This window comes from Microbacterium sp. JAI119 (genome assembly GCF_013410135.1).
GTDB classification, from domain to species: Bacteria; Actinomycetota; Actinomycetes; order Actinomycetales; family Microbacteriaceae; genus Microbacterium; species Microbacterium oxydans.
The window spans coordinates 99,611-126,343 of the sequence record NZ_JACCCK010000003.1 but is presented as its reverse complement, the minus strand read 5'-3'; the positions used below and the strand labels follow the sequence as shown (position 1 = coordinate 126,343).

The 26,733-nt window shown below is 70.1% G+C and carries 24 protein-coding genes; 11 read left to right on the top strand and 13 right to left on the bottom strand.

Features of this window, described 5'->3' with window-relative positions:
• Positions 1-42: 42 nt before the first annotated feature.
• From HDC31_RS15040 to HDC31_RS15020, 5 genes are all read right to left on the bottom strand, one after another.
• The gene (locus tag HDC31_RS15040; RefSeq protein WP_058632022.1) at positions 43-1,593 is read right to left on the bottom strand and encodes a hydantoinase/oxoprolinase N-terminal domain-containing protein; all 1,551 of its coding nucleotides are present in this window, start codon (positions 1,591-1,593) and stop codon (positions 43-45) included.
• The gene (locus HDC31_RS15035; RefSeq protein WP_113681088.1) at positions 1,593-2,741 is read right to left on the bottom strand and encodes a DUF917 domain-containing protein; all 1,149 of its coding nucleotides are present in this window, start codon (positions 2,739-2,741) and stop codon (positions 1,593-1,595) included. Before HDC31_RS15035 ends, HDC31_RS15040 begins: the two co-directional genes overlap by 1 nt.
• Positions 2,738-4,054 (bottom strand): cytosine permease, encoded by a 1,317-nt coding sequence (locus tag HDC31_RS15030; protein ID WP_257022223.1) that lies wholly within the window; start codon positions 4,052-4,054, stop codon positions 2,738-2,740. Before HDC31_RS15030 ends, HDC31_RS15035 begins: the two co-directional genes overlap by 4 nt.
• Positions 4,055-4,236: 182 nt before the next feature.
• Positions 4,237-4,815, bottom strand: a complete 579-nt coding sequence (locus HDC31_RS15025) for a TetR/AcrR family transcriptional regulator (RefSeq protein WP_052748621.1) — start codon at positions 4,813-4,815, stop codon at positions 4,237-4,239.
• A gap of 136 nt (positions 4,816-4,951) precedes the next feature.
• Complete coding sequence (locus HDC31_RS15020) at positions 4,952-5,407, bottom strand: SRPBCC family protein (protein ID WP_058632067.1); 456 nt, start codon at positions 5,405-5,407, stop codon at positions 4,952-4,954.
• Between the two features lie 184 nt (positions 5,408-5,591).
• On the opposite strand from HDC31_RS15020, the gene HDC31_RS15015 reads away from it, so the two are divergent.
• The 6 genes from HDC31_RS15015 (at position 5,592) to deoD (ending at position 9,763) form a co-directional block, all read left to right on the top strand.
• On the top strand, positions 5,592-6,629 hold the full coding sequence (locus HDC31_RS15015; RefSeq protein WP_046746884.1) for an aromatic acid exporter family protein: 1,038 nt from the start codon (positions 5,592-5,594) through the stop codon (positions 6,627-6,629).
• Between the two features lie 84 nt (positions 6,630-6,713).
• On the top strand, positions 6,714-7,373 hold the full coding sequence (locus HDC31_RS15010; RefSeq protein WP_113681090.1) for a DNA alkylation repair protein: 660 nt from the start codon (positions 6,714-6,716) through the stop codon (positions 7,371-7,373).
• Positions 7,374-7,526: 153 nt separating this feature from the next.
• Positions 7,527-7,898, top strand: a complete 372-nt coding sequence (locus HDC31_RS15005) for a hypothetical protein (RefSeq protein ID WP_113681086.1) — start codon at positions 7,527-7,529, stop codon at positions 7,896-7,898.
• Positions 7,895-8,518 (top strand): ATP/GTP-binding protein, encoded by a 624-nt coding sequence (locus HDC31_RS15000; RefSeq protein ID WP_061018069.1) that lies wholly within the window; start codon positions 7,895-7,897, stop codon positions 8,516-8,518. Before HDC31_RS15005 ends, HDC31_RS15000 begins: the two co-directional genes overlap by 4 nt.
• Positions 8,515-9,033 (top strand): hypothetical protein, encoded by a 519-nt coding sequence (locus HDC31_RS14995; RefSeq protein ID WP_058632026.1) that lies wholly within the window; start codon positions 8,515-8,517, stop codon positions 9,031-9,033. Before HDC31_RS15000 ends, HDC31_RS14995 begins: the two co-directional genes overlap by 4 nt.
• A 19-nt stretch (positions 9,034-9,052) precedes the next feature.
• Entirely contained in the window at positions 9,053-9,763 is a 711-nt protein-coding gene (gene deoD / locus HDC31_RS14990; RefSeq protein WP_061018067.1) for a purine-nucleoside phosphorylase, read from the top strand.
• On the opposite strand, the gene putP is transcribed toward deoD, so the two are convergent.
• On the bottom strand, positions 9,760-11,271 hold the full coding sequence (putP, locus tag HDC31_RS14985) for a sodium/proline symporter PutP (protein ID WP_113681085.1): 1,512 nt from the start codon (positions 11,269-11,271) through the stop codon (positions 9,760-9,762). The two genes, deoD and putP, sit on opposite strands and share 4 nt — an antisense overlap.
• Positions 11,272-11,440: 169 nt before the next feature.
• On the opposite strand from putP, the gene HDC31_RS14980 reads away from it, so the two are divergent.
• On the top strand, positions 11,441-13,975 hold the full coding sequence (locus HDC31_RS14980) for an RNA helicase (protein WP_113681089.1): 2,535 nt from the start codon (positions 11,441-11,443) through the stop codon (positions 13,973-13,975).
• On the opposite strand, the gene HDC31_RS14975 is transcribed toward HDC31_RS14980, so the two are convergent.
• The 7 genes from HDC31_RS14975 to amiA all read right to left on the bottom strand — a co-directional run bounded on the left by HDC31_RS14975 (position 13,953) and on the right by amiA (position 21,706).
• Complete coding sequence (locus HDC31_RS14975; protein WP_179516290.1) at positions 13,953-15,647, bottom strand: ABC transporter ATP-binding protein; 1,695 nt, start codon at positions 15,645-15,647, stop codon at positions 13,953-13,955. The two genes, HDC31_RS14980 and HDC31_RS14975, sit on opposite strands and share 23 nt — an antisense overlap.
• Positions 15,644-17,287, bottom strand: a complete 1,644-nt coding sequence (locus HDC31_RS14970) for an ATP-binding cassette domain-containing protein (protein WP_058632031.1) — start codon at positions 17,285-17,287, stop codon at positions 15,644-15,646. Before HDC31_RS14970 ends, HDC31_RS14975 begins: the two co-directional genes overlap by 4 nt.
• Positions 17,284-18,288: a hypothetical protein gene (locus HDC31_RS14965; RefSeq protein ID WP_179516289.1), complete on the bottom strand. Its 1,005-nt coding sequence runs from the start codon at positions 18,286-18,288 to the stop codon at positions 17,284-17,286. The genes HDC31_RS14970 and HDC31_RS14965 overlap by 4 nt, the downstream gene beginning before the upstream one ends.
• 38 nt (positions 18,289-18,326) lie before the next feature.
• A complete protein-coding gene (locus HDC31_RS14960; protein ID WP_113681518.1) occupies positions 18,327-19,730 on the bottom strand; it encodes a YcaO-like family protein in 1,404 nt (467 codons plus the stop codon).
• Positions 19,727-20,716: a CocE/NonD family hydrolase gene (locus tag HDC31_RS14955; RefSeq protein WP_179516288.1), complete on the bottom strand. Its 990-nt coding sequence runs from the start codon at positions 20,714-20,716 to the stop codon at positions 19,727-19,729. The genes HDC31_RS14960 and HDC31_RS14955 overlap by 4 nt, the downstream gene beginning before the upstream one ends.
• Entirely contained in the window at positions 20,713-21,522 is an 810-nt protein-coding gene (locus HDC31_RS14950) for a hypothetical protein (protein ID WP_179516287.1), read from the bottom strand. The genes HDC31_RS14955 and HDC31_RS14950 overlap by 4 nt, the downstream gene beginning before the upstream one ends.
• 85 nt (positions 21,523-21,607) lie before the next feature.
• Entirely contained in the window at positions 21,608-21,706 is a 99-nt protein-coding gene (amiA, locus tag HDC31_RS20320) for a streptamidine family RiPP (RefSeq protein WP_017831216.1), read from the bottom strand.
• 110 nt (positions 21,707-21,816) lie between these two features.
• Between amiA and HDC31_RS14945 the strand changes: the two genes are divergently transcribed.
• The 4 genes from HDC31_RS14945 to HDC31_RS14930 are packed head-to-tail and all read left to right on the top strand — an operon-like array spanning position 21,817 to position 26,727.
• Complete coding sequence (locus tag HDC31_RS14945; protein WP_179516286.1) at positions 21,817-23,019, top strand: hypothetical protein; 1,203 nt, start codon at positions 21,817-21,819, stop codon at positions 23,017-23,019.
• Complete coding sequence (locus tag HDC31_RS14940; protein WP_179516285.1) at positions 23,016-24,806, top strand: prolyl oligopeptidase family serine peptidase; 1,791 nt, start codon at positions 23,016-23,018, stop codon at positions 24,804-24,806. Before HDC31_RS14945 ends, HDC31_RS14940 begins: the two co-directional genes overlap by 4 nt.
• Positions 24,803-25,948, top strand: a complete 1,146-nt coding sequence (locus tag HDC31_RS14935) for an iron ABC transporter permease (RefSeq protein ID WP_197077665.1) — start codon at positions 24,803-24,805, stop codon at positions 25,946-25,948. Before HDC31_RS14940 ends, HDC31_RS14935 begins: the two co-directional genes overlap by 4 nt.
• Positions 25,945-26,727: an ABC transporter ATP-binding protein gene (locus HDC31_RS14930; protein WP_113681696.1), complete on the top strand. Its 783-nt coding sequence runs from the start codon at positions 25,945-25,947 to the stop codon at positions 26,725-26,727. The genes HDC31_RS14935 and HDC31_RS14930 overlap by 4 nt, the downstream gene beginning before the upstream one ends.
• The last annotated feature ends 6 nt before the right edge of the window (positions 26,728-26,733 follow it).

Sequence of the window (26,733 nt, the reverse complement as noted above, 5' to 3'; positions counted from 1 at the left end):
GACGGGCGGAACCCCACCCGTCCGAGGCGTGCGACGGGGACGTCAGGCGGCCAGGCGCCCCACCGCTCGAGCGCGGATCAGCACGGCCGTACCGTCGGAGTACGCGACGGGCAGCTCCTCCACCGCGACGACCTCGATCGTCGCCGGGTCGGCACCGGCGAGTCGGGCACGCTCTGTCGCCTCCGCCGCAGCATCCGCCCGAGAGGCCCGCTGGTCGGCGGAGTCCACGCGGTAGATCTTCTCGATCTGTCCGGCGACCTCGCCGAGGGCGGCGCCGACCGCGTTGGCAGCCCCGAAGTGGTCGGGACGGATCAGCTCGGCGACGCCGTCGAGCACGGTCGGGGCGATGATCCCCCCACCGCCGACCAGGATCACCGGGACGGGGGCGGCATTCGGCTTCATCCGGTCGATCGAGTCCTCCAGGATCGCCCGCATCGCGCTCCAGGCCGCCGCTCCTACCGTTGCGGGGACGACGGGCGCGTCGATGCCGTCGATCGCAGCCCCGCCGACCGCCAAGGCGACGTCAGTCGCCGTGAGCGTGGAGCCACCGAAGGCGAGTCCCTCCTGCGGGAGCCGATAGCCGACGCTGTCCGGACCGACTGTGGCACCCGCCGGGGTCTCACGGATGATCGTGCCGCCGCCGAGGCCGACCGAGAGCACATCCGGCATGCGGAAGTTCGTGCGGATGCCGCCGATCTCGACCGCGTGCGCCGACTGGCGGGGGAACCCGTCGACGAGAACGCCGATGTCGGTCGTCGTACCGCCGATGTCCACCACGAGGGCGTCGGTGGCACCCGAGAGGTGCGCGGCTCCGCGGATGGAGTTCGTGGGCCCGCAGCCGATGGTGAGCACGGGGAACTCGAGCGCGTACTCGAGCTGCATGAGAGTGCCGTCGTTCTGGCCGAAGTACGGCGTGGCAGGGATGCCCCGGTCCCGCAGAGCCGCGACGAAGCCCGCGGCCATCTGCCGGAGCGTCTGCATCAGCGCGGCATTCAGCACGGTCGCGTTCTCGCGCTCGAGCAACCCGAGCGAGCCGATCCGTGCCGACCGCGAGACCGGGACGCCGAGCTCCTCGACCACGACCGTGGCGACGCGTTCCTCCTGGCTCTCATCGATGGGGGAGAACACGCCGACGACGGCGACCGCGTCGACCTCGCCGCGCATCTTCCGACAGGCTGCGCGCACCGCCTCCTCGTCGACAGGGGAGAGCACGCGGCCGTCGACCTCGAATCCGCCGGCCAGCAGGTGGACGTGCTCGCCGATCGCCGCCCGCAGATCGTCCGGCCACCCCTCCAGGGGAGGGACAGCCGTGGTGGCCGGTGCCCCGAGGCGGAGGATGCCGACGCGGCCGAGACCGCGCCGTTCGACGATCGCGTTGGTGCAGTGCGTCGTCCCGAGCATCGCATGGCCGATGAGCGCGGCGTCGACACCCGAGGCCGCCAGCACGGCGTCGATCGCAGCAGCCACGCCATCGCCCGTATCGGCCGTCGTCGGACGCTTGACCGAGGCCACCACCTCTAGACGCTCGTCGAGGATCACGGCGTCGGTGTTCGTGCCACCGACGTCGATGCCGATGCGATACCTGCCGGCCATCACGCGACCTCCCCGTCCGTCGTGCGCGCAGCGGACCGCTGTGCGATGTCCTCCACCGGAACCCACTGCACGTCGTAGCCGAAGTGAGCGGGTCCCGCTGTCTCCAGACCGATCGGCGTGCGCCACTTCTCGTGACTGGGGATCGCGATGACCGCGACCCGGGCGCCGTAGCGCAGGGACTCGGTCGTGATCGGCATGCCCGTGGCCAGGTCGAGCACCGCGATCAGGTCGGGAGTGACGGCAGCCAGCACACCGTCCCTCCGTCCGAGCAGCATCTCGTTCTGGAAGTCGAGCCGGAACGCGCTCCCCCGGTCGTCGCCGACACCGACGAGCTCAGCCGCACCGCGGGTGAAGCCGCCGTCGACGGCGCGCTGCAGGTCGGCGACCTTCCCGTCGAACAGCCGCACGGCGTCGAGGTCGGCACACAGGGCGTCGATGCGCTCGTCGTCGCGCAGCTCCCTGCCGGCCGTATCCCGTCCGCGCAGGATACGACCGATGCGCTGGGCCAGCCCGAGCGTGCCAGGGATCGCGCACTCGCGCACCACGTCGCCGCCGTACGCGTAGTCGATCATGGTCGCCCCTCCGCCCATCTCGACGGTGACGGACCGCGCGATGCGCTCCGACCATGCACCGTCGACAGGACGGCTGACCACTTCGTTGCCGTGATGGTCGACGAGCACTGTCGTCCCGGGTCCATAGCCGGCCAGGTGGAAGGTGACCATCTGCGCCTCGGGGAAGGCACGACCCATGGCGTCGCCGTCGACCACCGGCAGCCCGGCGAGGGCGGCCGCGGCGATCGGGATCATCGAGTTGCCTCCGCCGACCTCGATGGGCATCACGGCCGTGGGCGTGCGACCGACCGCGCGTTCGATGGCGTCCAGCGCCGCCCTGAGCTCGGACTCGGCCTGGATGCGCTCCACGCTCACCGATGGCGCGCCGATGCCTCCGATCGGGATGACGAAGTCGTCGTCGGTCAGCTCATCGACCGCGAGCAGTCGTACGGGTCCGTGCAGGCGGATCAACCGCTTGGCCATGAGCGATCCCACGTGCGGGTCTCCTCCGCCACCGGTGCCGAGCACGGCGGCACCGAGCGCGATCTCGTCGATGTCGGCCTCGGTGATCATGGGCGTCGTGACGACAGCGCTCATGCGATCACCTCGTCCGGGGCCGGAGCCGGCGCATCGGGAGCGACGCGGCGGCGAAGCGGAAGCAGCACGAGGTACGCGACGAAGCCGACGAGCAGTCCGTCGAGGGCCGAGATCGACGTGAGGGTGAACCATCCGAAGCCGGGTCCGTCCGCCGGGTTCGTGGTCGCGACCGCCACGAAGATGCCGACCACCCAGGCGGCGATCGACCAGCCGTCGACCATCGGCACGGTGGCGCCATGGGCCCAGCGCACCGTCTTGCGGCCCGTGAAGAACGATGCCAGGTACACGCCGCCGTAGGGGGCGATGATGGTGCCGATGACGAGGATGAACTGCACGAAGTAGTCGGCGGCCCCGATCACGCCGACGACGATGCCGATCACGCCGAGCACGACGGTCACGGTGCGTCGGCTCAGCCGCTCGCTGATCGACGCGAACGAGAGACCCGCCGAGTAGAGGTTGGTCGTGTTCGTTGTCCACTGCGCCAGGATCAGCACGATCACCGCGACGCCACCGAGGCCGAGCGCGAAGAAGATCGCCATCAGCTCGGTGCCGTCCATGATGCGGGCGAGCAGGATCGCGACGACCAGGATGATCGAGTTGCCGAAGAAGAAGCCGACGAAGCCGGCGATCATGGCCTGTCTCGGGGTCTTGGCCCAGCGCGCCATGTCGGGGGCGAGCACGACGCCCAGGATGAAGATGCCCATGACGAGCGAGACCGCACCGCCGAACGTGAACGTCGCCTCGACCGGAGCATCGAGCCCCGCCGCACCGTTCACGGTGAATGCGACGATGACGCCGACGATGAGGAGCAGGAGCAGCAACGGCACGGCGAGGGTGCTGAGGCGGTTGATCGAGCGGTAGCCCCAGAACGCGGTGATGGCCATCAGCACGCCGCCGATCGCCGTGAACACCTGCACGGGCACATCGATGCCGGTGAACTCGGCGAAGGCGATCTGCGCGTTGGCGCCGAAGAAGCCCGCCTGCACGGCGTACCAGCCGACGAGGCTGATGGCGATCGCCAGGGCGAGGATCGCACCACCGACCCGGCCGAACACGGCGCGCGAGATCATCGCGGTGGAGAGTCCGGTGGCTGCGCCGACGTACGCGCATGCCATCGCGAGCAGACCGAGCAGGAGCGAACCGAGCATCGTCGCGGCGATCGCCGGCCAGAAGGCCATTCCGGATGCGAGCGAGACGCCGAGGAACGCTCCGGAGAGGTCGATGCCGATCGCGATCCACACGGTGGCGATCGACAGCCAGCTCTTGCGCTGGTCCTGGGGCACGACGCCGTGCTCGTAGTCGGTGGTGGTCATCATCATTCCTTGGGATGTGGCCCTGCGAGTGCGTCGGCGGGGATTCGGGTTCCCGGAGTGCGGACGCCTCGCAGGGCGGGTCGGGGGTCGGTTCGCGGTGCGGCCGGGTGACGCGGTGCCGGAGGGAGCTCGTGGCTCCCTGCCGGCGATCGTCGAGGGTCACCGCATCTGTGCGGCAGGGTTCATCGGGAGAGGATCGTGGAGAGGTGTCGCCAGGCCTGGTCGAAGCGCTCGCGGTAGATCTCCGGCGTGTAATGGGTGAGTTGCAGGAACAGGCCGTCCATGACGACGAACACCAGCGCGGTGAAGCCGTCGGCATCGCCGGGGACGAAGGCCCCAGCCGAGACGCCGTCGTCGTAGGTCTCGCGCACTGCTGCAGCCAGGGTCGACTCCGAGTCGAGGAAGATCTGACGCAGCTGCTCGCCACCGGGCCCGTACTCGGAGACCGCGGCCCTGAGGCTGAACTCCGCGAGGTCGGGACGGTCGCGGTAGTACGCCTCGATCCCGCCCAGCAGGTGCTGCAGACGAGCGAGCGGCTCGAGGGTGCTGCTGCTGCGCACCAGCTCGTCGAAGAAGGCGGTGTGCTCGACCGAGACCGCGGCGTACACCTCCGCGTACAGCGCCTCCTTGCTCGGGAAGTGCGCGTAGAGCGAGGGGGTCTTGATCCCGACGGCCTCGGCGATCTCGCGCAGGCTCGTCTCCGCGTAGCCCTGGCGCGCGAAGATCGTGCGTGCTTCCGCGAGGATCGTTGCTCTGGTCATGTGAGTGCCTAACGACTATTAGTTAGGCAGAGCGTAACCCCGCACCTCCTGGTTCGCAAGACCGAGCCCGACATCCTCCGACATGGAGAAGGCCCGACGGCTGAGCCGTCGGGCCTTCTCTGCATCTGATCTCCGGTCAGGCTTCCACGTCGCCGCGCCATGAACCGGTCTCGACTCCGCGGCCCTCGATGAACTCCTTGAAGTTCTCGAGGTCCTTCTTCACGGCGTGTCCCCCCACGCCGACCAGCGAGCCCAGCTTCTCGAGCAGTCCCTCAGGTTCCCAGTCGAGCTGCACCGTGACCCGCGTCGAGGCGTCGGTGAGCGTGTGGAACGTCACCACGCCCGCGTGCTCGGTCTCGCCTCCCGTGCTCTTCCACGCGACACGCTCGTCCGGGTGCTGCTCGGTGATCTCGGCGTCGAACTCGCGAGTCGCGCCACCGACCTTCACCTTCCAGTGGGTGTGCGTGTCGTCGATCTGGGTGATCGATTCGACCTCGTCGAGGAACTTCGGGAAGCTCTCGAACTGCGTCCACTGGTTGTAGGCCGTGCGGACGGGAACGTCGACGTCGATGGTCTCGATGATCTGCACCATGGGATGCTCCTCACTGTTCGTCGTTCGTGTGATCCCATTCAGCCGCAGATCGCGGGGATCGGCGACGGGGTTGACATCCGCCGCCGGTTCCCCGACATTCCGGTCGACGCGCGATCGGCGACCCTCATCCGGCCCCGTAGCGGCGCTCCCCGACGCACCGACCGACACGACTAGCGTTGAGGTCATGCGCATTCCCGCCGCGATCCGTGCCTCACAGCGCTCTCCGCTGCTGCAGGTCGTGAAGTCGGCAGCCGCGACCATCGCCGCCTGGCTCATCGCCGGATGGGTTTTCCCGGCGCAACTGCCCGTCTTCGCCGCGATCGCCGCCCTCCTGGTCGTGCAGCCCAGTGTGAACCAGTCGCTGTCGAAGGCGCTCGAGCGCAGCATCGGGGTGATCGCGGGTGTCGTGATCGCCGTGGCGCTGGGTCTGCTGCTGGGGTCGCCGAGCTGGATCGTGCTGCTCGCGATCGTCGTCGCCATGCTGGTGGCCTGGATCTTCCGCGCGTCTCCAGGCACAGGGAACCAGGTCGCGATCTCCGCGATGCTGGTGCTGGCTCTGGGGTCCTCCAGCCCGGAGTACGCATTCGCCCGCATCGTGGAGACGCTGATCGGCGTGGTGATCGGCATCGTCGTGAACGCACTCATCGTGCCACCGGTGCTGGTCGCACCCGCCCGCCGGGATGTGGGCCTGCTGGGCCGCGAGCTCGCCGCGAGCCTCGACCGCCTGGCCGACGCGCTGCCCGAACCGCAGACGCCCGCGAGACTGCAGGAGCTGATGCTGGAGGTGCGACTGCTGCGTCCGATGAAGGAGGCGGCGGAAGCCGCGATCGCCGCGGGAGAGGAGTCGCTCACCCTGAACCCGCGGCGCTCGACCCACCGCGCCGACCTGCGCGAGCTGCGGGCACTGCTCGACCGGCTCTCCCCCATCGTCACGCAGACCATCGGCATGACCCGCGCGTACTTCGACCACTACGACGACACGATCGGCGAGGAGCCGGCGGTCACGGCGATCGCCGAGCAGCTGCGGCGAGCCGGCCACGACGTGCGTCTCGCCGTGCAGATCGCGGAGGCGCTTCCGGAGCCGGACGACATGACGTCGGCGATCCCCGCCCTCACCGCTCCCCTGGTGATCCGTCCGCCGTCATCACAGCACTGGATCCTGATCGGGTCGCTCATGGAAGACCTCCGTCGCATCCGCGGCGAGCTGGTCGACGAGGACTGAGCGGTCTTCGAATCGCGCAACGGGGTGGTATCCGGCGCCGGAATCGAACCATCCGCGCGATTCGAACCGGCCTACGCTGGGAAGATGAACACCGTCGAAGCGCTCGGGGAACTGGCCGCGCTGGATGACCCGAAGGTGCGCGCAGCCAACGAGAAGCGCGGGGACGACCACGGCATCAACCTCAGCCGACTGCGCGCCCTGGCGAAGCGCATCAAGACGGATCAGCACCTCGCCGAAGATCTGTGGGCCACGGGCGAGACACCTGCGCGGCTGCTCGCCCTCCTGATCTGTCGCCCCAGGGATTTCGGCGCCGACCAGCTCGACGCCATGCTGCGCGAGACCCGCGCCCCCAAGGTCAACGACTGGTTCGTCAACTACGTCGCCAAGAAGACTCCACTCGCCGAGGAGCTGCGACTGCGCTGGTTCGACGACCCCGACCCGACAGTGGCCGCCGCCGCGTGGTCGCTCACGACCGTGCGCGTGATGAAGGACGCGGAGGGGTTGGACCTTTCGCAGCTGCTCGATCTGATCGAGCGGGATCTGGCGACGGCGCCGTCACGCCTGCAATGGGCCATGAACGAGACCCTCGCCAACATCGGGATCTTCCACCCCGAGCATCGCGCCAGAGCGCGGGAGATCGGCGAGCGCCTGCAGGTGCTCGCCGACTACCCGACCGCGCCCGGCTGCACCTCACCGTTCGCCCCGCTCTGGATCGATGAGATCGTGCGCCGCCGCGAGGGCTGAGCCTCCCCGGGCGATCACTCCTCGCCAGGCGTGTCCGACCACCGTCGCGCAGCACAGTCGGTAACGTTATACACTTTATCCGTTCGTCTGCGCACTGGGGGTGGCCGCACGGTGCGGTCACCTGCGCGACGACGGAACTGGGGATGCCTCATCATGGCCACGCAAGATCAACTGAACGCACTCATCGCCGACATCGCGAACGACATCAACGGGTTCATCGGAGCCTCCGTGGTGGACGTCGAATCGGGTCTGCCGCTCGCGTCGAACTCGGTCCGGCCGGACTTCGACCTCGATGTCGCCAGCGCGTACAACAGCGAGATGGTGAAGAGCAAGCGGAAGACGATCGAAGCGCTCCGCCTCGAGGCCGCACTCGAGGACATGCTGCTGACGCTCGACACGCAGCTGCACCTGCTCAAGATGATCGACGACGACACGTTCATCTACCTCGCCGCCGACCGCCAGGCGACGAACATCGCCCTGCTCCGGTCCGCCGTCAACCGCCACGTGGTGGCGCTGAACGCTTGACCGGCTCCGAAGCCTCGACCGTCGACACCGCCGCAGAACCGGCGGCCACACGCGTGCGCCGACGACGTCGGAATCTGCCGACGAGGTTCCGCCTCGTCTTCGCCGGGCCGGTCGGTGCCGGGAAGACCACGGCGGTCCGCGCGTTGAGCGATGTCGTCACCGTGGATACCGATGTCCCGATCTCGGCCGGCTCAGCGGAGTACGGCGATACGGACAAGACGACGACCACGGTGGGGCTCGACTACGGCACGTGGAAGCCCACGGACGAGATTTCGGTCGCGCTCATCGGCGTTCCCGGCCAGGACCGCTTCGCCCATGCCCGGCAGAGCGTCTCCGCCTCCGACACCCGCATGCTGCTGTGGCTGCGTGCAGACCGCGGGAGCATCTCTGCGGACGCCGACGAGTGGCTCGCGCGTCTCACCGGCGACCACGAGCGGACGGTGATCGCGGTCACGCATGTGGCCGCCGAAGCCCTCGACGAGGTGCGCCGGACGCTCGGTGCGAGCCTCGAAAGGTATCGGATACCCCTCACTCGCGTGCTCGCCGCCGACGCGCGCGACCGCGAGAGCGTCATGCGGGTGGCGTGCGCGGCCCTCGACCTCCCGGGAGGAGAGTCATGAACGTCCCCATCCGAGCGGACGACCCCGCGTCGACCGGCGAGTCGGGGCCGACGCAGGACGGCGTGCTCATGCATCCGGATCTCGCGGCGAACTGGGCGCTCTGGTCGGGCGTCGTGAGCCAGGCCGCGCTCACCCGGCTGCGTCATCTCGAGGAGCGATTCCCCGAACTGACCACAGCCGTCCTCTCGACCGCCGACGGCCTGCACATCGCCTCCGTCGGCACCCTCGCCGAGACCGGAGACCGCCTGGCCGCCATGAACGGTTCGCTCTTCGCCGTCGCCAGGGCCGAGGCCGAGATCATCTCGCGCGGAACGGAGCCGAGCCTCTCCGCCGTCGTCTCGGTGTCGATCGGGCAGAGTCAGCTGTCGCTGCTCAGCTTCATCCTCGCCCCCTACGGCCAGCTGCTCCTCTCGGTCTCGGCGAAGGGCGTGCAGGTCGGGACCGTGATCGTGCAGGCCCGTTCGGCTGCATACGAGCTCATCACCGCACTGGGGCTCGCCGGCGCACCGGGGTGAGGCTGGCTACGCTGAGGCCATGAGCACGCACATCGCCGCAGAGCCCGGTCAGATCGCCCCCATCGTCTTGTTCCCCGGCGACCCGCTGCGGGCGAAGTGGATCGCCGAGACGTTCCTCGACGATGCAGAGCTGTACTCCGAGACGCGCGGGATGCTGGGTTTCACCGGCACCTGGGAGGGGCACCGCGTCTCGGTGCAGGGCTCGGGCATGGGCCAGCCGTCGATGGCTATCTATGCGAACGAGTTGTTCGACTCCTACGACGTGCAGACGATCGTGCGAGTCGGTTCGTGCGGCGCCCTGACCGAGCGGGTGAAGATCCGCGACATCATCATCGCGAACGGCGCCAGCACCGACTCCGGCATCAACCGCGTGCGCTTCCACGGACTCGACTACGCACCCGTGGCCGACTTCTCGCTGCTGCGTGCCGCTGTCGAGGCGAGTGAGGCCGAACCGCTCGAGTCGACGGTGCACGTGGGGCAGCTGTTCTCGAGCGACCAGTTCTACAGCACGCGCCCCGAACTCACGGAGCCGTTCGTGCAGCACGGCATCCTCGGTGTCGAGATGGAGGCCGCCGGGCTCTACACGCTCGCGGCGTACCACGGTCGGCGCGCCCTCGCCATCTGCACCGTCAGCGACCACATCATCACGGGCGAGGAGACCACCGCGCAGGAGCGCGAGCAGACCTTCGGCGACATGATCCGCATCGCGCTGCGCGCCGCGACCCGCTAGGGGGTGTCGCCGACCGCGTGCGGACGCGGCAGCGCCACCATCGCGCCGGTGTCGGTGAACTCCTGCTGGATCTCCTCGTCGTGCCGGTATGTGAGCAGGCTCACGACGACCGCCGCGAGCATCGCGAACACGAACGCGGGAAGAAGCTCGTAGAGCCCGGTGTCGAGCGCCTTCCAGATGAACACCGTCGCGGCTCCGACGAACATCCCCGCCAGCGCACCCCAGTTGGTGAGCTTGCGCCAGTAGAGGCTGAGCAGGATGACCGGCCCGAACGCGGCGCCGAATCCGGCCCAGGCGAACGAGACGAGGCCGAGGATCGTGTCGTTCGGGGTGATCGCCAGGACCGCTGCGACGATCGCGACGCCGAGCACCCCGAGCCGCCCCATCAGCATGAGCGTCTTCTGCGAGGGCGGCGTCCGGCGGAACACCCCGTACAGGTCCTCGACGAGCGCCGAGGAGCAGACGATGAGCTGACTGGAAATCGTGCTCATGATCGCGGCGAGTACCGCGGCGAGCACGAGGCCAGCGACGAACGGATGCAGCAGCGTCTGCGACATCAGCAGCACCACGGTCTCGGGGTTGGCGAGGTCGACGCCCGTCTTGGCGATGTAGGCGATGCCGACCAGGCCCGACAGCACCGCGCCGCCGAGGGAGACGATCATCCAGGAGATGCCGATGCGTCGAGCGCTCTTCGCCTCCTGCGGCGAGCGCAGTGCCATGAACCGCACGATGATGTGCGGCTGCCCGAAGTACCCGAGTCCCCACGCGAGGGAGGACACGATGGCGAGGATCGTGCCGCCGGTGAGCGCAGTGCCCGAGAGCAGGGACAGATGGTCGGGCGCGACCTCGTTGATCAGCTCGCCCGTCTCGGCCAGCCCTCCGATCGCCACGATCGCCGCGACCGGGATCACCACGAGGGCGACCACCATCATGAGCCCCTGCACGACGTCGGTCAGTGATGCACCGAGGAAGCCGCCGAACAGCGTGTATGCGAGGGTGACTCCCGTGACCAGCAGCATGCCGGTCAGATAGTCGCCGTTGAACGAGCTCTCGAAGAAGACGCCGCCGGCGACCATGCCCGACGAGATGTAGAGGGTGAAGAACACGAGGATGACGACACCCGAGACCACGCGGAGCAGTCGCGTCGTGTCGCGCAGCCGATTCTCGAAGAAGCTCGGCACCGTGATGGAGTTGCGCGACACCTGCGTGTAGGCACGAAGCCGAGGAGCCACGAGCAGCCAGTTCAGGTAGGCGCCGATGGTGAGGCCGATCGCGATCCACGCCTCGATGAGACCGGAGACGTAGATCGCACCGGGTAGCCCCATCACGAGCCAGCCGGACATGTCGGAGGCACCGGCGCTGAGCGCGGCCACCCACGGCGGGAGATTGCGTCCGCCGAGCATGTAGTCCTCGTGATCGCCGGTTCGCCGGAAGGCGATCCAGCCGATGAGCAGCATCGCTGCGAAGTACAGCGCGAGTGCGGCGAAGGTGAAGATCTGGTCGGGCATCGTCGTCCCCCCTGGGCGGTGCAACCTCCGGTTGTCGTCGTTCGATGATGTCAAGCGCGGCCTCGCGCACACCGAGGCGCCTCGGCGCGGCGTGACTTCGGCGCGGTCGGCAAGGTCTGACCTCGCGCCGCATCAGGCACTCATCGGCGGATGGGATGATCGAGGGATCATGACTACCCCTCCGCGGCTCGACCCCGCCCTCGTTCCGGACGCCGCGGACCCGGACGCCGTCTATCTGGCGTTCGTCGAATGGGCGGAATCGACGGGCATCAGTCTGTATCCCGCGCAGGACGAGGCGGTCATCGAGATCGTGTCCGGCAACAACCTGATCCTGTCGACGCCGACCGGCACCGGGAAGTCGCTGGTGGCGATCGGTGCGCACTTCAGCGCACTCGTGGCCGGGCGTCGCAGCTACTACACGGCACCGATCAAGGCGCTCGTGAGCGAGAAGTTCTTCTCCCTGGTCGACGTGTTCGGCGCCGAGAACGTGGGAATGGTCACGGGCGACTCCTCGGTGAACGCCGACGCCCCCATCATCTGCTGCACGGCGGAGATCCTCGCGAACCTCTCGCTGCGCCAGGGCACCGACGCCGACGTCGGGCAGGTCGTGATGGACGAGTTCCACTTCTACGCCGACCCCGACCGCGGATGGGCGTGGCAGGTGCCGTTGCTCGAGCTGCCGCAGGCGCAGTTCATCCTGATGTCGGCGACCCTCGGCGATGTGACCGAGCTCGCCGCCGACCTCACGCGGCGCACCGGCCGTGAGACGGCCACCGTGACGGGAGTGGAGCGCCCGGTCCCCCTGCACTTCTTCTACGAGACGACTCCGATCCACGAGACGATCGACGACCTGTTGAACACCGGGCAGGCGCCGATCTACGTCGTGCACTTCTCGCAGGCCGCAGCGATGGAACGCGCCCAGGCACTGTCGAGCACCAAGGTGGCCACCCGCGAGCAGCGCGACGAGATCGCCGCCCTGATCGCCGAGTTCCGGTTCACGACCGCGTTCGGGAAGACGCTCTCGCGGTTCCTGCGTGCGGGCATCGGCGTGCACCACGCTGGCATGCTGCCGAAGTACCGGCGCCTCGTCGAACAGCTGGCGCAGCGCGGTCTGCTGCGCGTGATCTGCGGCACCGACACTCTCGGCGTCGGGATCAATGTGCCGATCCGCACGGTGCTGCTCACCGCCCTCACGAAGTTCGACGGTACGCGGATGCGGCAGTTGAACGCCCGCGAGTTCCATCAGATCGCCGGCCGCGCTGGTCGTGCGGGATACGACACCGCCGGCACGGTGGTGGCCCAGGCTCCCGAGCACGAGAGCGAGAACGTCGCGGCGGTGAAGAAGGCCGGCGACGACCCGAAGAAGAAGCGCAAGATCGTGCGCAAGAAGGCACCCGACGGCTTCGTGTCGTGGGGCGAGCCCTCGTTCCGCAAGCTCATCGACGCCGTGCCGGAGACCCTGACCTCCCACATGCAGATCACGAGCGCCATGATGCTGAACGTGATCGCCCGCGGCGGCGACGTGTTCGCCAATATGCGCGCGCTGGTATACGACAACCACGAACCGCGGAAGCGTCAGCGCGAGCTCGCGCTCAGGGCCATCGGCATCTACCGCACGCTCCGGGAGTCGGGCATCGTCGAGAAGACGCCGGATGGCGACATCCGCCTCACGGTCGACCTGCAGCCGAACTTCGCACTCAACCAGCCGCTGTCGCCGTTCGCCCTCGCGGCCTTCGAACTGCTCGACCCCGATCCCGCCGCCGGCACGGGTACGGGCTCCTACGCGCTCGACATGATCTCGATCGTGGAGTCGACGCTCGACGATCCTCGCGCCGTGCTGAGCCAGCAGGAGTTCCTGGCACGCGGCGAGGCGGTCGCGGCCATGAAGTCGGAGGGCATCGAGTACGACGAGCGCATGGAGCTGCTCGAGCAGATCACGTACCCGAAGCCGCTCGACGAGCTGCTGACCGCGGCCTTCGAGACGTTCAGCGCCGCTCAGCCCTGGATCCGCGACTTCGAGCTGCACCCGAAGTCGGTCGTGCGCGACATGTACGAGCGGGCCATGTCGTTCGGGGAATATGTCGCCTACTACAAGATCGCGCGCTCCGAGGGCGTCGTGCTGCGCTACCTCTCCGACGCCTACCGCGCGGCCTCGCAGACCATCCCGGAGGAACTCAAGGACGAAGACCTCCGCGACCTCATCGAGTGGCTCGGAGAACTCGTCCGTCAGGTCGACTCCAGCCTGCTCGACGAATGGGAGGAGCTGATGGCCGGGGTGGACAACGGACGTTTCGATCCGCATCGACCGGACGAGCCGATCGTCCCTCCCGCACCCAAGCGCCTGACGAGCAACATCCGCGCCTTCCGCATCCTGGTGCGCAACGAACTGTTCCGCCGGGTGCAGCTCGCCGCGAGGGAAGACGTGAACGCGCTGGCCGAGCTCGATCCGGGGTTCGGCGCCGACGCGTGGTCGGACGCGCTCGACGGATACTTCGCCGACCACGACGAGATCCTCACCGGAGCGGATGCACGCAGCTCGAAGCTGCTGATCCTCACCGAGGGGCCGACCGTCTGGACGGCGCGCCAGATCTTCGACGACCCGGCCGGGGACCACGACTGGGGCATCTCCGCGACGATCGATCTCGCCGACTCCGACGAGGCGGGCGAGGCCGTTGTCACCGTCACCGGAGTGGACCGGCTGTAGGCGCAGGCCCGACCACTGCCCCCACCCTCTCCACACCGACGACCCTGCCGAACCTCGCCAGCGTCTCGCGTCGGTGGGAGGCGGCGATCACGGTCCCGTCGAACCGTGCGAGCACGTCGGAGATGATGCGCTCTGACTCGGCGTCCAGGCTCGCGGTGATCTCGTCGACGATGAGCACCCGCGGCGCACGACACAGTGCCCGTGCCAGGGCCAGCCGGGCGCGCTGACCTCCCGACAGCCGGGCACCGTGCTCACCGAGCTCATCATCGAGGGTGATCCAGTCATCGGCCCCCACCGCTGTGAGGGCTTCGAGCAGCTGCTCGTCGGTGCGGGGGGCCGCTCCGCGCACCAGGTTCTCTCGGACCGTGCCGTGGAAGAGACGGGCGTCCTGCTCCACCACTGCCACGACACGGCGCAGCTCGTCGTCGCGGATGCGGCCGAGCGGATAGGCGACGCCTGCCGCGTCGACGAGCGCGACGGTGCCGGCTGAGGGGTCCCACAGGCGGGCGGCGAGCGCGATGACCGTGCTCTTGCCCGCTCCGGACGGCCCGGCGAGACCGACGTGCTCCCCCGGATCGACGTCCATCGACCACCCTCCGAGCACGTCGGTCCTGTCGTCGTAGGAGAACGACACCTTTTCGAAGCGCACTCCGACGGGGCCATCGGCCAGTGCGATCGGGCGCTCGACCGGCGCCACGACCGGAGGACGGTGCAGACCCGCCCCCACACGGTCGGCGCTCGCGATCAGCGGGTGCAGCTCCGACACCGTGTGGGCAGCCTCTGCCACCGCGGCCACCCCGGCGACCGCGAGAGCGATCACCGCGGGAAGCAGCGCGGCCTGAGTGCCGCCCACCGTACCGCCCACCGTGCCGCCGAGGATGAGGGACGCCGCGATCACGCCGATCACCACGGCGGTGAGGATCAGCTCGCGCGTGCCGTCGACGAGATGGGCGATGGCCTCCCTCCGACGGCTGAGCGCCGCCGACCTCCGGGTGCCGGCGACCGCCTCGCGCACGACGCGACCCTGCAGGCCGTAGGCGAGAACCTCCCGCACGGCGCCGAGAGCATCGACCAGCCGTTCCGACTGATCCTCCCGTTCCTGCTGCTCGCGCGCCCCCACCCGGCGCGCCGGACCTGCTCCCGCCCAGGCGGTGAGCGCGACGGCGGCCGCTCCGCCGAGCATCACGAGCGCCGCCACGGGCATCACGACGAACGCGCAGACCACGGCTCCCAGGAACAGGGTGAGCGCGGCTCCGATCTGCGCCACCGTGTGCGCGTAGAAGAACTCCAGCTTCTCGATGTCGGTCATCGCCACGGAGGCCGCGCGGCCCGAATGCTCCCGGCGCCGCCCCGGAACGCTCCGGGAGTAGGCGTCGAAGAGAGCCATCCGCAGCCGCGCCAGCACCCGGTACGCGAGGGCGTGCGACACGTCCATCTCCCGCCAGGTGAGGAAGGTGCGCAGCAGCACGAGGGCACCGAGCGCCACCCACCAGACAGCCGGAGGCCAGGTGCCGTGAACGACGGCGCCGCCGACGCCGAGTGCGGTGAGCACCCCGATGGCGGCGAGGGCGCACAGACTCGTGGTGGCGATCAGGTAGCTGCCGATGATGCGACGCCATTCCGGTCGCAGCGGCGGAAGGAGCCGGGCGAGGATGGCCCATGACGAGGTCACGGAGCCTCCTCCACGAGCACCCCGTCACGGAGCACCCGCACGTCGGCCACGCGGGCGAGCGCCTCGGGGCGGTGGCTGATCATGAGCACGATCCTCTCTTCGGCGACGCGTTCGAGCGTCTCGGCGACGGTCAGGGCGCTGCGGTCGTCGAGGGCGCTGGTCGGCTCGTCGACGAGCAGCACGGGACGACCGGCCAGCAGCGCTCTGGCGAGGGCGAGGCGTTGGCGCTGTCCTCCCGACAGACTCGTCCCGGCCTCCGCCACCATCGCCTCGAAGCCGCCGGGGATGGCCCTGATCTCGTCGAGCACACCCGCCGCGGCACAGGCGCGTTCGACGTCCTCCCGATCCGCACCGAACAGATCGATGTTCTCCCGGATGGTGCCGGCGAAGAGGACGGGCCGCTGCGAGACGACCGCCACATCGCTCGGCTGGAGCGGACGCCCGTCGAGCTCGACCGTTCCCGCTGCCGCGGGCAGGAATCCGAGGACGAGGTCGAAGAGCGTGGATTTGCCTGCGCCCGAAGGCCCGGCGATCGCGTGGACCTCTCCGCGTTCGGCGAGGAGATCGACACCGCGCAGGACGTCACGATCGGCACCGGGGTAGCGGTAGGAGAGCCCGGAGATGCGGAGTTCCTGGCCCCGAGGACGAGCGTGTGTGTCGGGCTCCACCCGCGTCGTTGCGAGAGGGGGCGTTCGACGGAACGCTCCGAGGGCCACGAGCCCTGGTACGGCGGTGAGACCGAGGAAACCCGCGTGCCAGTGTCGGGAGAGCTCACGCACCGGACGGAACGCCTCGGAGGAGAGCAGCAGCAGCGCGTAGACCTCGACGGCCGGCGGCTCACCGGTCAGGACCGCGACGACCGCGAGCCCCGCGGCGACCACCACGCCGGCCTGCACGGCGAGGTCTGTGATGGCCGTCTCCGCGAGCGACGTGCGCATCACGCGTTCGGTGGCCAGGCGCAGCGCCTCCGATCTCGTGTGCAGGCGCGCCCGTGTGGCGGGGACGTCTCCCAGTGCGCGCAACGTCGACATTCCGCGAAGGGACTCGAGAAGGTCGCCGCTGAGAGCCTCGTAGCTGTCCCAGTGCTCGAAGCCTCGACGGGCGAGCATGCGCTTCCACAGCAGCGGGCCGAGCACCGCGAGCAGGATCCCCGCCGCGACGCACAGCGCGATCAGCGGGGACAGCACCGCCACGAGGCACACGGCGATCAGGCTGCCGACGACGAGCTGCACCACGGCGGGGATGTACTTCGACACATAGGCGTCCGTGCCGTCGATCCCGTCGCCGAGCGCGAGCTGCGTCGAGCCGTCCCTGAGACCGGCATCATGCAGTCGCTCCGGCACGAGGACCGCGGAGACGGCCGCGCCCCGAAGGTCTTCCCTCACCCTCCCGCCGAGACGCGCGGCGGCATCTCCCTGCACGATGGTGAGCAGCATCCGCGTCACTCCGATCACGAGGATCACCCCGATGCCGACGACCGCGCCCTGCCCCTCACCGCGCACGAGAGCAGCGAGCGACCACGCGAGAGCCAGCGCCTGCAGCAGGTGCGTCGCGTATACGAGGAGAAGGAGGAGGGTGCTCCAGGCCAGCAGCCAGGGGTGCCGTCGCGCTTCGCGCCACAGCTCGGGGACGATCATCATCGTGAGCCTCCGGGAGAGTCGAGGAAGGCGATCGCATGGAGGATCCACCGCCCTCCGGTCGAGGAGAAGCCGGACACCGGGCGAGCGCCACAGCCTCCGTCGAGGGCCGCGCGGTAGCAGAGACCGGCCGCGGTGAGGTGGGCGTTCCAGAGCGCGGTGCCGATGAGCGGTGCCGGAGCCGTGGTCGGCACGGACCAGGAACGGACGGCGCTCGCACCCCGCACCCAGGCTTGTCCGGAGGCGCGCGCGACGCGATCGATCTCCCCGCGCGGGGACAGGCGATCTCGCGCGGAGGTCCGGACGAGGAACTCGGACGTGGACGGCGAGCGCCTGGAGCCGAGAGCACGACGTGCCGCGTCGATCGGCACCGGGGTGTGTGGGAGCTCGACCGCGGCGAGCGGGATCTCGGGGACGAGCCCCCGCCGCAGCCAGCTGTCGACGTCGGAAGCGCGGGGCACGCCGAGCAGTCCGCGCAGCCGGGACGACGGCCCGAACTGCCCGCGCCCCGCCCGCGCACCCAGCAGGAAGCGCACCGCGGCGACCGCGTAGGCGGTGTCGGCGATCCAGAGCGGCCAGGCCCGATGCCGGTAGCGGCCGAAGGATCGACCCGGCTGGACCGTGAACACCACCCGCGCGATGCCGTCCCCCGCGGTGGTCGACGGCCATCCGTCCACGCGATCGGAACGCGGATCACGCCGGAGGAAGAAGCCTCCGTCGTGGTCGACCGCCCAGCGCACACCGACCGCGTCGACGAGGTGCGTCTGCACCGGGTAGCACGCCCCGGCTGAGGGCACCGGGCGACGGCGGATGCTCGTGGCCGTGCCGTCCTCCACCCGATGGAACTCCCCGGGGTGCCACAGTCCGTCGACGAGCTCGCGCACACCGACAGGAGGTTCGTCCGCCACGGCTCCGGTCCGTCCCCAGGCGTTCACCCTCGGGCCGGGCGGCAACGGGCCGGACGGCACCCGCGTCGAGTGCACCTGGTCGAGCGGTGCGGACACGCCATGCTCTTCCCGCAAGCTCTGCGCCATGGTCGGCCTCACATGTGCGGGGCCGGGAGGAGCGTGAAGTCCTCCGGTCCGCCGCTCCAGGTCGTCCGCCAGCCGCGCTCCTGCGCCGCCTCTCGGAACCGGGGCATGCCGAGGTACGAGAACGCGGCCGGTGCGTTGGGGACCAGCCCCGTCACGATCGAGCGCACCACGCGCAGGTCGGTGCGCCGCACGTCGGAGGTCGTGAGGTCGCGCGTGAGCACGCGGTGGCCGCGATCAGCCAGGCGCGCATAGACCTCGTCCATCGTCACCGGTTCCACTGCGCTCAACGGGAGTACCCCCTGCACCGGATCCTGGAACCGGCGCGCCTCTCCGTGCACGGTCGGGTCCAGCCAGACCTGCACGTGTGCGCCGAGGTCGATCACCTTCTCGAACTCGACTCCGGCCGCGGTCGTGTAGTCGGCGTCCGCACGGAACTCGAGGGTGAGTCCCTTGGCCATCAATCCCTCGGCGACGGCGCGGAACACCCATCCGTCCGCCGTCGTGCAGCCCTGCGTGTAGATCCAGGTGTGCACGGCTTCCAGCACGGCCTTCCGTGCGGCACGTGCAGGATCGAGTGCGGCCGAGAACCCCGCGGCGTAGAGGCCGCGCTCCGGATCATGCACGAGAGCACCGATCGCCGGGGCGAACTCCGACGGCATGGCGACCAGCCACACACGCAGGCTGCTCCCCTCCAGATCATCGAGGAGGCCCGGGACCGTCGCAGGGTCGATGCCGAACGTCGGCCCGTCGAGGTGCCACCACACCTCGAGCGCATCCCGCTCGATCACCTCGATCACCCCGCGGTCGCGCGCATCGTCAAAACCCGCCCCCGTGGCGATGCCGGCGTAGTTGAGATGATGCGTGCGGGGCAGGGAGCGGAAGCGGGATTGCCGCCAGTTCAGGTGCACGAGGGAATCCGGCATCCACACCGAGCCCCCGTCGAGATCGTCGCAGCGCGCCCACAGCGTCGGCGTGGACGCCTCCAGCCGCTGATAGGGGAAGCCCGGACGGGAGAGCTGCCAATCGGCGAAGCGCGGAAGATCCGCGTCGTCGATGACGGCCTCCCCGTCGGCGCGCAGTTCTTCCGCTGAGGCGACGCGGAGGTCGTGCGGCGGCAGCACGTCGGGCAGCCAGTTGCCGCAGTACCGCTCCACGCCTTCGCCGATGGCCGCGATGCGCGCCTGCGCGGGGTCTCCGAACGAGGTGCCGAGCGAGACCCGATCAGCGGGCCATTCGCCGAGCAGGCGGGCATCGGCCACCGATGCGGTGAGAGCCAGATACCGGTGCGGAGCGCCGATCGGATGCGGAACCTCGCGCACGGAGCGGATGATGCCGGCCTCCGCGTCGACGAGCGCCTCGGCAGGCAGGGTCGCTCGAGCGGTGCGGTGATTCGGGGTGTCGTGCGCTTTCATGCTGTCCTCTCGTAGCGCCAGCGACCGGTCTCGGGTTCGAAGGCCGATCTGGTGCGGCGGGTCGGATGCCGATCGACGCCTGCGGGCTCGGATGCCGACGCTGTTCCCGCCGATGGCAGACCGGTCTCGGTGAGCCAGGTGTCCAGCACCCCGCCGATGCCGCCCGCGCTGCGCAGCCGGGAGCGGACGTCGTCATCGTCGATGTCGGCGGCGAGCCGGTGGCCCCAGGGCCCGTCGACCAGGTGCAGCGGCCCACGCCAGGCATCGGCGAGCCGGCCCGCATCCGTGAAGAAGAAGTCGTGGTCGCCGCGGATGAGCAGCAGGGGTACGCGGAGGTCGCCGTATGCACGGTGCAGATCGACGGCGGGCGCTGACCACAGGCGACGCCAGCCGGAGAGCACCTCCCGCGACCACCCCCATTCCGCAGCGGCCCGGTGCACGCCGACCTCGGATGCCCGCGCCACCCTGGCCTCGAGCTCCTCATCGTTCAGCGGGGGATGGGAACGCGCCCCGCGACCGTGCTGGTGCCACCACCCGATCCGGTCTCGCAGGTGTGGTCGCCCGTTCTCGTCCCACGCGGTCTCGGCGAGCCCGAGAGCCGGAACGAGGAGCACGAGTGCATCGACGTCGACCGACCTCGCCGCCTCGAGCGCGGTGTGGGCGGCATACGACCCGCCGGAGAGCAGGAGCGGCAGCCCGGGGCTCTCGGCCCTGACAGCATCGACCACCGCGCGGCCGTCTGCACGCTCGGAGAGGTAGGGGTGCCATTCGCCGTCGGACGAGTGTCGGCCGCGCACGTCGTGGATCACGCAGCGGTAGCCGCGCCTCACCCACGCCCGCGCGGTGTCGGCGTGGCGCCAGGCCCCGTAGGGAGTGCGGATGACCACCACGCCTCGCGTCTCTGCGGGCGACCAGGCCCATCCGCGCAGCAGGGCGCCGTCATCGGCGACGACGACATGAGGACGGGCATCGCGCGGCGGGGTCATCGGAGCAGCCTCGGCGGTGCCGCGGGGAAGGGGAGCACCGTGTGCTCGGTGACCGATCCGGTCGACGGCACCAGCTTCCACAGGGTCGTGCGCAGGTGGTCGAGGTCGGCGTCGGCTCGCGCCCAGGTGAGGATCACCTGCAGCAGCCGGGCGAGCACGAGCACCGCGGCCGCGTCGTCGACGGGCGTGGCCGGGGCAGGCCCGGACTGCTGCCATGCCTCGGTCGAAGCCGGCGCGCTGCTCGCGGCCAGCCGTCGCGCTGATACCTGGGCCGAGGTCGGGTCGTGCTCGTCGAGCGCGAGCGGATCGATCAGGATGCTCTCGCCCTCGCGGTGCACACGCAGCCAGGCGACACCCTGCAGGGGAAGCATGTCGAGGTCGGACCACCGACGGCGGTCGAGCGCGTCGTCGGCGTAGGCGACGACGAGGGAGGTGTCATCGGGCAGTGCGGACTCCGGATCGAGGACGGTGACCCGCGCACCCCAGGACTGGAGGACGCGTTCGAGCCCGTCGACCAACGCGCCTGCTCCCAGCACGCAGACGTCGCGGCGCTCGTCCGGCCAGCGGCGGAGCGCGTCCACCGACTCGCGCTCCTGCACCTCGAGCATCAGGCGGTCGAGGAGCGCGGAGGCCGCGCCGTCCGAACCACCGTCCGGAGTCTCGAGGGCGTCGAACAGCTCGGCGGGTGGTGCGTCGATCAGGGCGAACCGTCCGGTGCGCAGGCGGATCCGGGGGCGACCGTCTGCGCCGAGGACGAGATGGGCTCCCGAGTCGGGGAGCGGCAGGATGCGGGATTCGGAAGTCATGGAGTCTCTCGGTGAAGGGCCCGGCCGGGCGCGAACGCCCGGCCGGACTGGAGTGCGCTCGAAAGCGCGGCGGAAGGATCCGCGATCAGTCGAAGGGGTTCTCGACCAGTGCGTTGGAGTGCGATGCCGACAGGTGCGCCAGCTGCTCGGACTCTTCGATCTCGGCGAGGATCTGCTTTTCCATTTCGTTCTCCTTCAGTGAGTTTCCGACCCGCGGTGTGCGGAGCGGGTCCACGGTGGGACGAGATCGACCCTAATTGATAATGATTCTCAATATCTACTAGTCTGGCGAACATGCCTTCCTCCCTCCCCCTCCTCGCCGCTGATCACCGGGCCGGGACCGTCTTCGAGATTCATGGCGACTCCCGGCGTGTCGCGGTGGCCGACAGCTGGCTCGCCGAGCACGCCGGATTCCTCCGCCTGCCCTCCGGCGCGAACGACCGCTGGGCGTTCGCCGACGACCGCGGCGGCGCTCTGGTCGTCGGCGGCGGCACCGTACGACGCATCCCGATCGCCATCCCCGCCGAGCACCTCGCCTGCGACCCGTCCGGTCGTCACGTGGTCGTCACCTCCGGCCTGGGCATGAACGACGAAGCCTGGAGCGACCTGGTGACCGTCGTGGATCTCGCGACCGACTCGTCCACGCGGTTCCGCGCCCGTGTCGGCGAACCCGGGGTCGTCGTGGCTCCCGACCAGGCCTCGGGCGAACCGACGATCGTGCTCCGTCACCGCGAACCGGGAGCCGTCGAAACGATCCCCCTCGCCGCGGCGCTCGCGGTCGGCCCCCACGCGCCGGTACTCCGCGGAGGCCTCCTCACCGACCTCGCCGCAGACGGCCACGGCGACGTGATCGACCCCGCCTCCGGCATCCTCGGCATCGCGACGAGCCGCGGCCTCGAGCGCTTCGTCGTCGACGGCGGTGCGCCCCGGGCCATCGGCATCGTCCCCTGGCCCGTCGACGGACGGGCGTACTACCTGCGTCTCGCCGGTGACACCGGGCGGGTGACGGGGATCGTGCGCGGGGGGCCGGCCTCGCCGGGATCGTGGCCGGAATGGACGAACACCTTCGTCGAGATCGACCTCGCATCCGGAACCTCCCGCGCCGTGCCGCTGCCGCCGGGGCTCGCGTTCCGGTTCGCGCTGGCTGCGGGTGTTGCGGCCGTCTCGGTCATCCACCCCGACGGAGACGCGGTGCTCGTGATCGATCGCGAGGAGGCACGTGCCTCCCGGGTCGTGCCGATCCCGGCGATGACGCATCCCCCTCGCGCCGGACGGCTGCCGTGGGACGGCGTCGACGGTCGCCCCGCGCAGCGCCGGTCGATTGCGATCGACCCCGTCGGCGGCACGATCGCGGTCACCAGCGGTGGCGACGGCACGATCCTCCTCCTCGACGGAACCGAGATCTCGACGGTCGAGCTCCCCACCCCGCTCGACGAGGGCGGGCATCTGCTCTGGGCGTCCGATGGCGACCGCGTCGACGACCTGGTGGGCCGATGAACGCGCATCGGGCCGTGCTCGACGATGCCCTCGCGCGCGCCGAACGCCACGGTCGGCCGGGGCTCCCGGTCGGCGGCTTCACCCTGGGGCGGGCCGCCGACCGCAGCCGCCGCGGCATCCATCGCCTCGACGGCTCGACCGTGATCGAGCCGGACGGCCACCTCCATCGCATCTTCCCCTCCCCCGACCGCAGCCGCATCGCGGTGGAATGGGCACCCACCGCCGACGAGAATGCCGTCTTCGGCCTCGTCGATGTCGCCGCCGGCACACTGCGCCTCCACCCCGACATCCGTCTCCGCTACGACACCGTGCTCTGGGCGGCCGATTCGCGGAGCCTCGACGTGGTCGCCAGCCGCGACCGCCGGCTCGTGACCCTCGACGTGGAGACGGGCGAGACAGAGGTGGCTCCCCTGCCGAGCGAGGGCCGGCTGCGACTGTTCCCCGGAGGAGAGAGCGGCCTGCGCGCCCTCAGTTCCGCCGGTGCGGGAACCACTCTGACCGACCGGGCGACGGGGACGCCGCTGGGACGGTGGTCCGCGCTGTTCCGCGCCTGGCGACTCGGCACCGGGGTGCTCGTATGGCATGACCGGGGTCTGGATGCCGTGCTGATCGACGCCGCAGCCGATGCGGCAGATGACCGCGCGCCCTGGCACTGGCACGACCCCGATATACGGATCGTCGACGTCGCGGTGCAGGACGACCGGGTGGTGGTGCTCGCCGTCACGGAAGGGCGGAGCGTGCTCATCGACCTCGACGACGGCATCGAGGTCGGCCGCACAGAACCTGCCTCCTCCGACGCCGATGTGCTCACCACGACGATGATCGGCGTCGACGACGGCGTACTGCGTCTGGGCGTCGAAGGCCCCCTCACGCCACCCCGCATCGTCGAGCGCGCACAGCTCGGCACCACGATCCTGCCGCCCTCCTCCTCCCGCGCGACCACCGTGCGCCACGACATCCCGGCCGGCGACGGCGCGACCCTCACGGTGCACGTGACGTCGCCGAGTGCCGCGGAGGGGATCCCGGGCGCGGGGACGACGGGCCCGCTGCCGCTGATCCTCACCTGCTACGGCGGCTTCGGCGTGCCGCACCTGCCCGTGTTCGAACCGACCGTGCCCGCATGGGTCGGATTCGGAGGTGCCTACGCCTCCGCACAGCTCCGTGGCGGAGGCGAGCGCGGTGAGGCCTGGCGCCAAGCAGGATACGGCGAGCGCAAGCACCGCACGGTCGCCGACCTCGCCGACGTCGCCCGCGGTCTCATCGCGGCCGGTGTCACCCGCCCGGATCTGCTCGTCCTCGCCGGGGCCTCGCTGGGCGGGGTCGTCGCCGCCGCGTGCGCGCTCGAACATCCGGAGCTGTGCGCGGGGTTCGTGACCACAGCGGCCCCGCTCGACCTGCTCGCCCTCGAGGATCATCCGCTCGGGTCGAGCTGGCGTGCAGAGTTCGGCGACGACGGCACACCCGCGTCCCGTGCCCGGCTCGGCGCGCTGTCTCCGCTCGCACGCGCCGAGTCGCTTCCGGTCGGTGCGCCGGTCCCCTCCTACCTGGGAGTGGTGCTCGGCGAAGACAGCAGGGTCCTCGCACGCGACACGCATCGGATGGTCGAGTCGCTGCGTCGAACGGGCGGCTCGGCCCGCTCATGGACGGCAGCGGGGGCAGGCCACGGCGCGAACGAGTCCGTCGCCCTGCACGACCTCGGCCTCGCAGTGCTCGACTTCGCAGCATCGGTCACGGTCACGGCCACGAAGCGCATCGCGTCAGGCAGCACGACCGGAGGCACCCGATGAGCGATTCGACGGCCGTTCTCACCGAACGACGCGCCAGACGCCTGCCCTTCCGACGGCAGCCGAGCGAACAGCGCACTCTGCCCCGCAGAGGAAGTCGACGGGTGCTCCCGGTAGGCCCGACCGTGACGACGATCGCCGTGCTCGCCGTTCTCGTCCTCGTGGTCTCCGCAGCCACCGGCCCCGTCGCCGTCTCCCCCCTCGATGCCGCCAAGATCGTGATCGGCCACCTGATCCCCGGCATGCCCTGGATGACGGACGGAACGCTCACCCCGCTGCAGGACCAGGCCGTGTGGCAGTTCCGGGTGCCCCGGTCGCTCCTGGCCGCACTCTCGGGAGCGGGACTGGCTCTCGCCGGAGCGATGATGCAGGCCGTCGTGCGCAATCCCCTCGCCGAGCCTTACATCCTCGGCGTCTCCTCGGGCGCGAGCGTCGGCGCCGTGCTGGTGATCGTCTCGGGCGGTGCCACCTTCCTCGGTCTGTCGATGAGCGGTGCGGCGTTCGTGGGGGCTATGGTCGCCTGCCTCCTGGTGGCCATGCTCGCACGCATTCGCGGAGAGCTGTCCCCGACCAGGATGATCCTCGCCGGGGTCGCGCTGGGCGCCCTGCTGAGCGCGGTGACCAGCTACCTCACCCTCACCACCGACGCCCAGAACGTCGTGAGCGTGATGTTCTTCCTGCTCGGGAGCGTGTCGGCCGCCGACATGTCGACGCTCTTGATCCCTGCGGTCGCGCTCGCGATCGCCTGCATCGCGGTGTTCGGACTCTCCCGCTCCATGAACGCGCTGCTCGCGGGCGACGAGTCGGCGATGGCCGTCGGAGTGCGCACGACCCGGGTGCGCGGCGTGCTGCTCGTGCTCGCCTCGCTGCTGACCGGAGCGATCGTCGCCGTGAGCGGCGGCATCGGATTCGTCGGGCTCGTCGTGCCGCACATGGCCCGACTCCTCGTGGGCTCCGACCATCGGCGGATGCTGCCCATCACGATCCTCGGCGGTGCACTGTTCCTGATGGTCGCCGACCTGCTCGCACGGACGGTCGCGATGCCCACCGAGATCCCGCTCGGCATCCTCACCGCCTTCGTCGGGGCTCCGTTCTTCCTGTGGTTGATGCGCAGCGGAGGCGATCGGGCGGGGTTCGACCGATGAGCGTGAACTTCGACGGCGTGAGTGTCGCCCGCGGTGGCCGCACGGTGCTGCACGGGGTCGACCTCGAGGTCGGCACAGGCCGCATCGTGGGGCTCCTCGGCCCGAACGGCAGCGGCAAATCCACCCTGCTGCGCACCCTGTTCACGGGTCAGCGTCCGCAGCGGGGGCGTGTCCTGATCGACGGGGTCGACGTCTCGCAGCTGCCGCCGCGTACGCTCGCGCGCACCGTGTCCGTCATGCTCCAGGACGCCCCGTCCGAGTTCGATCTGACCGTGCGCGAGACGGTGCTGGTGGGCCGCTCACCCCACCGTCTGCCGTTCAGCCGGGACACCCCGGAGGATCAGCACATCGTCGACCAGGCCCTGCGCACCGCGGACGTGCACGATCTCGGCGACCGGCTGGTGCGTCGACTCTCGGGCGGTCAGCGCCAGCGGGTGATGCTCGCCAGAGCCCTCGCGCAGAGCGGCGAGATCCTCGTGCTGGATGAACCGACGAACCACCTCGACATCGCGCACCAGCTCGATCTCATGCGTGTGGTGAGCGGACTCGGCACGACCGTGATCGCCGCCCTCCACGATCTCAACATCGCCGCCGCGTTCTGCGATGACGTCGCGGTGATCGACGAGGGCAGGATCGTCGCCTTCGGCGCTCCGGACACCGTGCTCACCCCCGCGCTCGTCGACGAGGTCTTCCATGTGACCGCCCGCATCGCCGTCGAGGTCGACACGGGAGCACGCGCGATGACCTTCCACCCCAGACAACCCCGACCCCTCACCTAGGAGAAG